Here is a 6,838-nt window from a genome sequence, read left to right on the forward strand (position 1 = left end):
GCGCTTTTTCAGCATACTCTGCTAAAACATACCCGATTTTTATGATTTTGGAATAGCTAATTTGAAATGTATCTATGCTATGCCCGGCACCGTTTTGCGCCGGGCATTTGGCTTTATCGTGTCAGCGAGGCGGAAATAATATCCAGCGCCTGTCGGAACTGCGCTTCGGGGATCGTGAGCGGATAGAGGAAGCGAATCACGTTGCCGTACACGCCGCAGCTCAGGAGCAGCAGCCCTTCGTTCAACGCGCGTTCTTGCACCTGTCGGGTGAATTCCGGCGAGGGTTGCCCGGATTGCGGATCGTTGAACTCCACCGCCACCATAGAGCCTTGCGCACGAATGTCGGCAATATACGGGCAGCCATCCTTCGCTTTATTTAGCACCTCTACCAGATGGTGGCCAAGGTGGGCCGCGCGGGTGCAGAGATCTTCTTCGTCAATCACGTCCAGCACCGCATGGGCCGCTGCAATCGCCAGCGGGTTACCCGCGTAGGTGCCGCCCAGCCCGCCGGGCGCGGGGGCGTCCATCACCTCCGCCCGACCAGAGACCGCCGAAAGCGGCATCCCACCCGCCAGGCTTTTCGCCATGGTGATAAGGTCCGGCTTCACACAGTGGTTTTCCATCGAGAACAGCTTGCCGGTGCGGGCGAAGCCAGTTTGGACTTCGTCGGCAATCAGCAAAATCCCGTAGGTATCGCACAGGGCACGCAGCGCCTGCATAAAATCGGCGGGCGCGACATTAAACCCGCCCTCACCCTGAACCGGTTCGAGGATAATGGCCGCCACCTGGTCTGGCGCAATATCCGCTTTGAAAATGCGCTCCAGGCTTTTTAACGCTTCCGCCGTGCTGATGCCGTGCAGATCGTTAGGGAACTGTGCGTGGTACACCGAGCCGGGGAACGGGCCGAAGCCCAGCTTGTAGGGTGCGACCTTGCCGGTCAGCGCCATGGTCATAAAGGTGCGGCCATGGAAGGCGCCGCCAAAGGTGATAAGACCGGGGCGTTTGGTGTACGCGCGGGCAATTTTGACCGCGTTTTCAACCGCTTCTGCGCCCGTCGAGAAGAAGGCGGTTTTGGCAGGACCGTCAATCGGCACGCGCTGGTTGATGCGTTCGGCAAGCGCCACATAGCCCTCATACGGCACAATCTGGTAGGCCGTGTGGGTGAAGGCGTGGAGTTGTTTTTCGATGGCGGCAATGACTTTTGGATGGCGATGGCCGGTATTCAGCACCGCGATCCCGGCGGCGAAGTCGATGTACTCATTGCCTTCCACGTCCCACACCGTGGCGTTTTCAGCTTTATCGGCATAGAAGTTACACATCACGCCGATGCCGCGCGGCGTCGCCTGTAAACGCCGGTCGTTCAGTTCGTTATTTTTCACCCTGTCCCCCTGAGAAAGTCGCCTGCTTAGCGCATCAGTAAGTGTTTGCCAGGGGGAGGGAATTCGCCAGAGCGGGCGCTAAAAAAACAAAACCCCCGGACTCGCATCCAGGGGTTATCGGTGTACTTCGCTTAGATTACGCTTCGATAGCAGCGCGAAGTTTTTTCATGGCGTTCTTTTCAAGCTGACGGACACGTTCCGCGGAAACGCCGTAGCGGTCGGCCAGCTCCTGCAGCGTGGACTTGTTGTCTTCGTCCAGCCAGCGGGCGCGGATGATATCCTGGCTACGCTCGTCGAGACCTTCCATCGCGAAAGTCAGCTTATTCGCCGCCTGGTCTTCCCAGTTGTCCTCTTCAATGCCGTCGGCAAAGTTAGAGGTTTTATCCTGCAGGTACAGGACCGGGGCCATCGGCTGGCTGTCAGAGGCGTCGTCGTCGGAGGACATATCAAAGGTCATGTCCTGCGCGGCCATGCGGGATTCCATCTCACGGACGTCTTTGCTGGATACGCCCAGCTCGCGCGCCACCATTTCGACTTCATCCTGGTTAAACCAGCCCAGACGCTGCTTGGTTTTACGCAGATTGAAGAACAGTTTGCGCTGCGCTTTTGTCGTGGCGACCTTCACAATACGCCAGTTACGCAGGACGTATTCGTGAATTTCTGCTTTGATCCAGTGCACGGCGAAGGAGACCAGTCGCACACCCACTTCCGGGTTGAAGCGACGTACAGCCTTCATCAGGCCGATGTTACCTTCCTGAATCAAGTCCGCCTGCGGCAGGCCGTAGCCCGAGTAGTTACGAGCAACGTGAACAACAAAGCGCAGGTGAGACAGGATCAGCGTCTTAGCTGCTTCCAGATCGCCCTGGTAATGCAGCTTTTCAGCAAGCTCCTTTTCTTCCTCGGCCGTTAACATCGGCCAGGTGTTCGCAGCCCGGATGTAAGATTCCAGGTTACCAACAGGGGCTAAAGCTAAAGTTTGCATTTCTTTGGTCATTCATTCCTCTCAATGTTTCTTCTGGTCCAGGCTGTCCCCATCAGGCAACAACCATGCCAAAGCGTTTGAGCCGCGAGATTAGCATTCACACTTTTATCAGACCGTGATTTTATCCACAAGTTCCAGGTGCAACAGTGAATAAATTACGCACAAAATGTGACATGAAGATGATAACAGGGGAAGAGACAACAGGGACGCTTTCCCTGCAGAGCGAACATCTCGGTGCAGGGAAAGATTATATCACGCTTTTATTAGTCGGGAGTAAAGTGGCGTAAATGTTGACCCGTCGCCAGCCATGCGGCTACCCAGCCGATCATGGAGCACACCAGCAGCAACAGCAGGCACTCATCGAACCCTAAGCCACTGATATCAAACTTGGTTCCGAAAACCTGCGCCACTTCAGTCACGGCAGACGAAAGCCGCATCACCAAAATTTCTGACAATATCAGTGAAAGAAATGCGCCGGAAAAACCGAGCAGCGCGCCGCCGTAGAGGAACGGACGGAGGATGAAACCATCCGTTGCGCCAATCAGTTTCTGCACGTTGATGGTATCGCGGCGGGCGAAGATGCTCAGACGCACGCTGTTACCGATGACGAGGAACACCGCCGCCACCATCAGCACGCCTATCATCGCCGACACGCGCCCCACCAGCCCGGTCAGGGCAGCAAGACGGGCGAACCAGCTGTCGTCCATGCGCACTTCATCAATCCCGTTGATACGGGTGATGCGGTCGCGCAGGGTGTTAAGCGAATCGGTACCCTGGAAATCGAGTTTCGGGATCACCACCGCCACGGCGGGCAGCGGGTTCTCTTCCAGCATATCCAGCGCGCCGCCAAAGCCTGACCAGTTGCGGAACTCGCCCAGCGCTTCATCGCGCGAGAGATAGTTAACCTTCTCCACGCCCTGTTCGGCCTGGATTTGCCCGACCACCTGCGCCGCCGCGTTATCGTCGAGCGCTTTATCCAGATAAACGGTGATCTGCGGCGACGGATAATACTGCGACGCTGCCTGGTTAACGTTCTTATAGACCATGTAGCAGACGCTTGGCAGCGTCAGGGAGATGGCGATCACCATCACCGTCAGGAACGTCGCCAGCGGCTTGCTTTTCAGATCCTGCAATGCCCCCTGGAAGGCATAACGCACCTGCTCGTTGAACACGTTGGTCTTGCGGGAAGCCGGTTTTGGCGCCGCTTTCTGGCGCTTTGGCGTATTACGATTGCCGTCACCGCCGCCCTGCGGCTTACGGAAACGGTCAAACCGGTTTCCGAACTGCCGAATCTGGTTCATTGCATCACGCTTGTTCACCGTGGCCTCCGTGCAAATGCCCGTCGCTCAGGGTCAGCATGCGGTACGAACGACGGGAAATGAGCCCAATGTCGTGCGTCGCCATCAATACCGTGACCCCTACGCGGTTGAATTCCTCAAACAGACGCAAAATCCCTTCGGACAGGGCATCGTCCAGGTTACCGGTTGGTTCATCCGCCAGCAGTACGGCAGGCTTGTTCACCACCGCACGGGCGATGCCCACGCGCTGCTGCTCACCGCCGGACAGTTGGATCGGGAAGTTCTTCGCTTTGTCCAGCAGCCCGACCTTATCCAACGCCGCAGAGACGCGACGGCGGATATCGTCATAGCTGGCGCCGGCAATAATCAGCGGGATAGCGACGTTATCAAAAACGGTGCGATCCATCAGCAGGTGGTGATCCTGGAAAATCATGCCGATCTGACGACGCAGGAACGGCACTTCGCGGTTTTTCAGGCGGCTAATTTCGTGGCCGCTGAAAAAGATTTTCCCGGCGCTGGGCCGTTCGATCCCACAGATAAGCTTGAGCAGGGTACTTTTCCCCGCGCCGGAATGGCCGGTCAGGAATGCCATCTCGCCTGGCTGCAGATGGAACGTTACCCCCTGCAGCGCTTGTCTCCCACCGAGATAGGCCTTGCTGACGTGTTCAAAGCGAATCATTGTTAGTCCTCTCGGGCAAATAATGCCTCAATAAAGTCGTCCGCCTTAAACGGACGCAAATCCTCAATACGCTCGCCCACACCGATGTAACGGATAGGAATGCCGAACTGGTCGGCCACGGAGAAGATCACCCCGCCTTTGGCGGTGCCGTCCAGCTTGGTCAGCGCGATCCCCGTCAGTCCTACCGCTTCATGGAACAGCTTCGCCTGACTGATGGCGTTCTGCCCGGTGCTGGCGTCAATGGTCAGCATAATTTCATGCGGTGCGTCTTCGTCCAGCTTCTTCATGACGCGGACGATTTTCTTCAACTCTTCCATCAGGTGCGATTTGTTCTGCAAACGCCCTGCGGTATCGGCAATCAGCACGTCCACGTTACGCGCCTTCGCCGCCTGGATGGCGTCGAAGATCACGGATGCGGAATCCGCGCCGGTATGCTGGGCAATCACCGGAATGTTGTTGCGCTGGCCCCACACCTGCAGCTGCTCAACCGCCGCTGCACGGAAGGTATCGCCCGCCGCCAGCATCACCGATTTGCCCTGCTGCTCGAACTGACGTGCCAGCTTGCCGATGGTGGTGGTTTTACCTACGCCGTTCACGCCCACCATCAGAATAACAAATGGCGTTTTGCCTTCAATATTAAGCGGTTCGTCAACTTTTGCGAGAATTTCGCCCATCTCGTCTTTCAGCAGGCCGTACAGCGCTTCGGCATCACGCAGCTGTTTGCGGCTCGCCCCTTCGGTCAGGTTGGCGATGATCTTACGGGTGGTTTCCACACCGACGTCCGCAATCAGCAGCTGTTCTTCCAGCTCCTCAAAGAGATCGTCGTCGATCTTCTTGCCGCGGAACAGACTGATAAATCCGGAACCTAAGTTTCCTTTGGTTTTGAGCAGGCTACGCTTCAGGCGCGCGAAGAAACCTTCTTTGGTCGGTTTGTCCTGCTCCTGAACGATCTCTTCTTCGGCTTGCAATTCTACCGGCACAACGATAACCGCTTCTTCTGCGGCTTCTGCCGCCAGCGCCTGGGCTTCCAGCTCTTCGTCGGTCAGCTCTGGCTCGCGTGCCGCTTCTTCTTCCACCGCTTCAACAATTTCAACGGTTTCCGCTTCGGCCTGCCATTCTTCAGCAGAAACATCTTCGGCTTTTACCTCTTCCGGCAGCGGCAGCTCTTCGTGCTCAATAACGGCCTGCGGCGCGTGGGTAATGTCTTCGACGACAACCGGCTCTGGCTTCTCGCTTTCCTGAACCTGTTCAGTGACCTCAACCACCTCTTCAGCAAAGGATTCAATCTCTTCTTTGCTGTGCGCCGTTTCTTCCGCGTCGACAACCGCGGCGGTTTCTACAGGCGTTTCAGGCTGCGACTGCTCTTCAACGGCTTGTTGTTCTTCGGTTTTCTGTTCTGTTTCTTGCTCTTTTTCACCGAAGCCCAGCCAGGAAAAGAAGCCACGTTTTTTTTGTTTTGCCATCTGCGACTACACTCCTCGCGGCGCTATATACATGTAAGCTAAAAAAATGATGAAATAGTCTAACACTTTACTTAATTGACATCACCGCCCGCAATCGCAGGCCAATTGTTAACAGAGCTTTCCTGAGATGAAGAAACCCAACCGCGCCCCGGCCGGTCAAATTCGTATTATCGGCGGTCAGTGGCGAGGCCGGAAATTACCGGTGCCGGACAGCCCCGGTTTACGCCCCACTACCGACCGCGTGCGCGAGACGCTGTTTAACTGGCTCGCCCCGTCAATGGTAGACGCCCGCTGCCTGGACTGCTTCGCCGGAAGCGGCGCATTAGGGCTTGAAGCGCTGTCGCGCTATGCCGCCAGCGCCACGCTGCTGGAGATGGAGCGCGGCGTGGCGCAGACGCTGCAGCAAAATCTGGCGACGCTGAAGGCGAGCAACGCCAAAGTGGTCAACACCAACACGCTGAGCTTCCTCGCGCAACAGGGCACACCGCACAACGTGGTGTTCGTCGACCCACCGTTCCGCAAGGGGCTGCTGGAAGAGACGTTATCCCTGCTGGAGCAAAACGGCTGGCTGGCGGATGACGCGCTAATCTATGTAGAAAGCGAAGTGGAGAACGGTTTGCCGCCGGTGCCCGCGCACTGGGATCTGCACCGCGAAAAGGTCGCCGGTCAGGTTGCTTATCGTCTGTATCACCGTCAGGCACAAGGAGGATCCGATGCCGGTACTGATTAACCTGGGACGTTTGCTGATGCTGGGCGTCTGGGCGTTTTTGATTCTGAATCTGGTGCATCCTTTCCCGCGCCCGATGAACATTTTCGTTAACGTGGCGCTGATTTTCACGTCGTTTATGCACGCCCTGCAGATGGTGATGCTGAAAAACGGTCTTCCGAAAGACGGCCCGCAGATGACCGGATGGCAGCAGCTGCGCGTGTTTATTTTCGGCGTGTTTGAACTGCTGGTGTGGATGAAGAAGTTTAAGGCTCAGGTGAAGAAGTAAGGTGCGGCCTGGTGCCCTCACCCTAACCCTCTCCCAGAGGGA

Annotated in this window: 7 protein-coding genes; 2 read left to right on the plus strand and 5 right to left on the minus strand. The window is 56.7% G+C overall.

The genetic code is table 11. The features are described from left to right. Nucleotides 1–113 precede the first annotated feature (113 nt). The 5 genes from ENTMO_RS0122480 to ftsY all read right to left on the minus strand — a co-directional run bounded on the left by ENTMO_RS0122480 (nucleotide 114) and on the right by ftsY (nucleotide 5,801). Nucleotides 114–1,379: a 4-aminobutyrate--2-oxoglutarate transaminase gene (locus ENTMO_RS0122480; protein ID WP_010436495.1), complete on the minus strand. Its 1,266-nt coding sequence runs from the start codon at nucleotides 1,377–1,379 to the stop codon at nucleotides 114–116. A gap of 136 nt (nucleotides 1,380–1,515) precedes the next feature. After that, nucleotides 1,516–2,373, minus strand: a complete 858-nt coding sequence (gene rpoH, locus ENTMO_RS0122485) for an RNA polymerase sigma factor RpoH (RefSeq protein WP_010436497.1) — start codon at nucleotides 2,371–2,373, stop codon at nucleotides 1,516–1,518. 251 nt (nucleotides 2,374–2,624) lie between these two features. Continuing rightward, the gene (gene ftsX, locus ENTMO_RS0122490) at nucleotides 2,625–3,680 is read right to left on the minus strand and encodes a permease-like cell division protein FtsX (protein WP_010436500.1); all 1,056 of its coding nucleotides are present in this window, start codon (nucleotides 3,678–3,680) and stop codon (nucleotides 2,625–2,627) included. Next, nucleotides 3,667–4,338, minus strand: coding sequence for a cell division ATP-binding protein FtsE (gene ftsE / locus ENTMO_RS0122495; protein WP_008500091.1), 672 nt, complete (start codon nucleotides 4,336–4,338; stop codon nucleotides 3,667–3,669). Before ftsE ends, ftsX begins: the two co-directional genes overlap by 14 nt. Before the next feature lie 2 nt (nucleotides 4,339–4,340). Next, nucleotides 4,341–5,801, minus strand: a complete 1,461-nt coding sequence (gene ftsY, locus ENTMO_RS0122500; protein ID WP_010436503.1) for a signal recognition particle-docking protein FtsY — start codon at nucleotides 5,799–5,801, stop codon at nucleotides 4,341–4,343. A gap of 127 nt (nucleotides 5,802–5,928) precedes the next feature. Between ftsY and rsmD the strand changes: the two genes are divergently transcribed. Next, complete coding sequence (gene rsmD, locus ENTMO_RS0122505) at nucleotides 5,929–6,531, plus strand: 16S rRNA (guanine(966)-N(2))-methyltransferase (protein WP_010436505.1); 603 nt, start codon at nucleotides 5,929–5,931, stop codon at nucleotides 6,529–6,531. Continuing rightward, nucleotides 6,515–6,796 (plus strand): DUF1145 family protein, encoded by a 282-nt coding sequence (locus ENTMO_RS0122510; RefSeq protein WP_010436509.1) that lies wholly within the window; start codon nucleotides 6,515–6,517, stop codon nucleotides 6,794–6,796. Before rsmD ends, ENTMO_RS0122510 begins: the two co-directional genes overlap by 17 nt. Nucleotides 6,797–6,838: the final 42 nt, after the last annotated feature.

This window comes from Enterobacter mori LMG 25706, assembly GCF_000211415.1.
Taxonomy (GTDB): Bacteria; Pseudomonadota; Gammaproteobacteria; order Enterobacterales; family Enterobacteriaceae; genus Enterobacter; species Enterobacter mori.

Bases quoted from the DNA above. Each gene is read 5' to 3' on its own strand.
- rpoH (WP_010436497.1), bottom strand. From the start codon at position 2,373: ATGACCAAAGAAATGCAAACTTTAGCTTTAGCCCCTGTTGGTAACCTG.
- ftsE (WP_008500091.1), bottom strand. From the start codon at position 4,338: ATGATTCGCTTTGAACACGTCAGCAAGGCCTATCTCGGTGGGAGACAA.
- rsmD (WP_010436505.1), top strand. From the start codon at position 5,929: ATGAAGAAACCCAACCGCGCCCCGGCCGGTCAAATTCGTATTATCGGC.
- ENTMO_RS0122510 (WP_010436509.1), top strand. From the start codon at position 6,515: ATGCCGGTACTGATTAACCTGGGACGTTTGCTGATGCTGGGCGTCTGG.
- ftsY (WP_010436503.1), bottom strand. From the start codon at position 5,801: ATGGCAAAACAAAAAAAACGTGGCTTCTTTTCCTGGCTGGGCTTCGGT.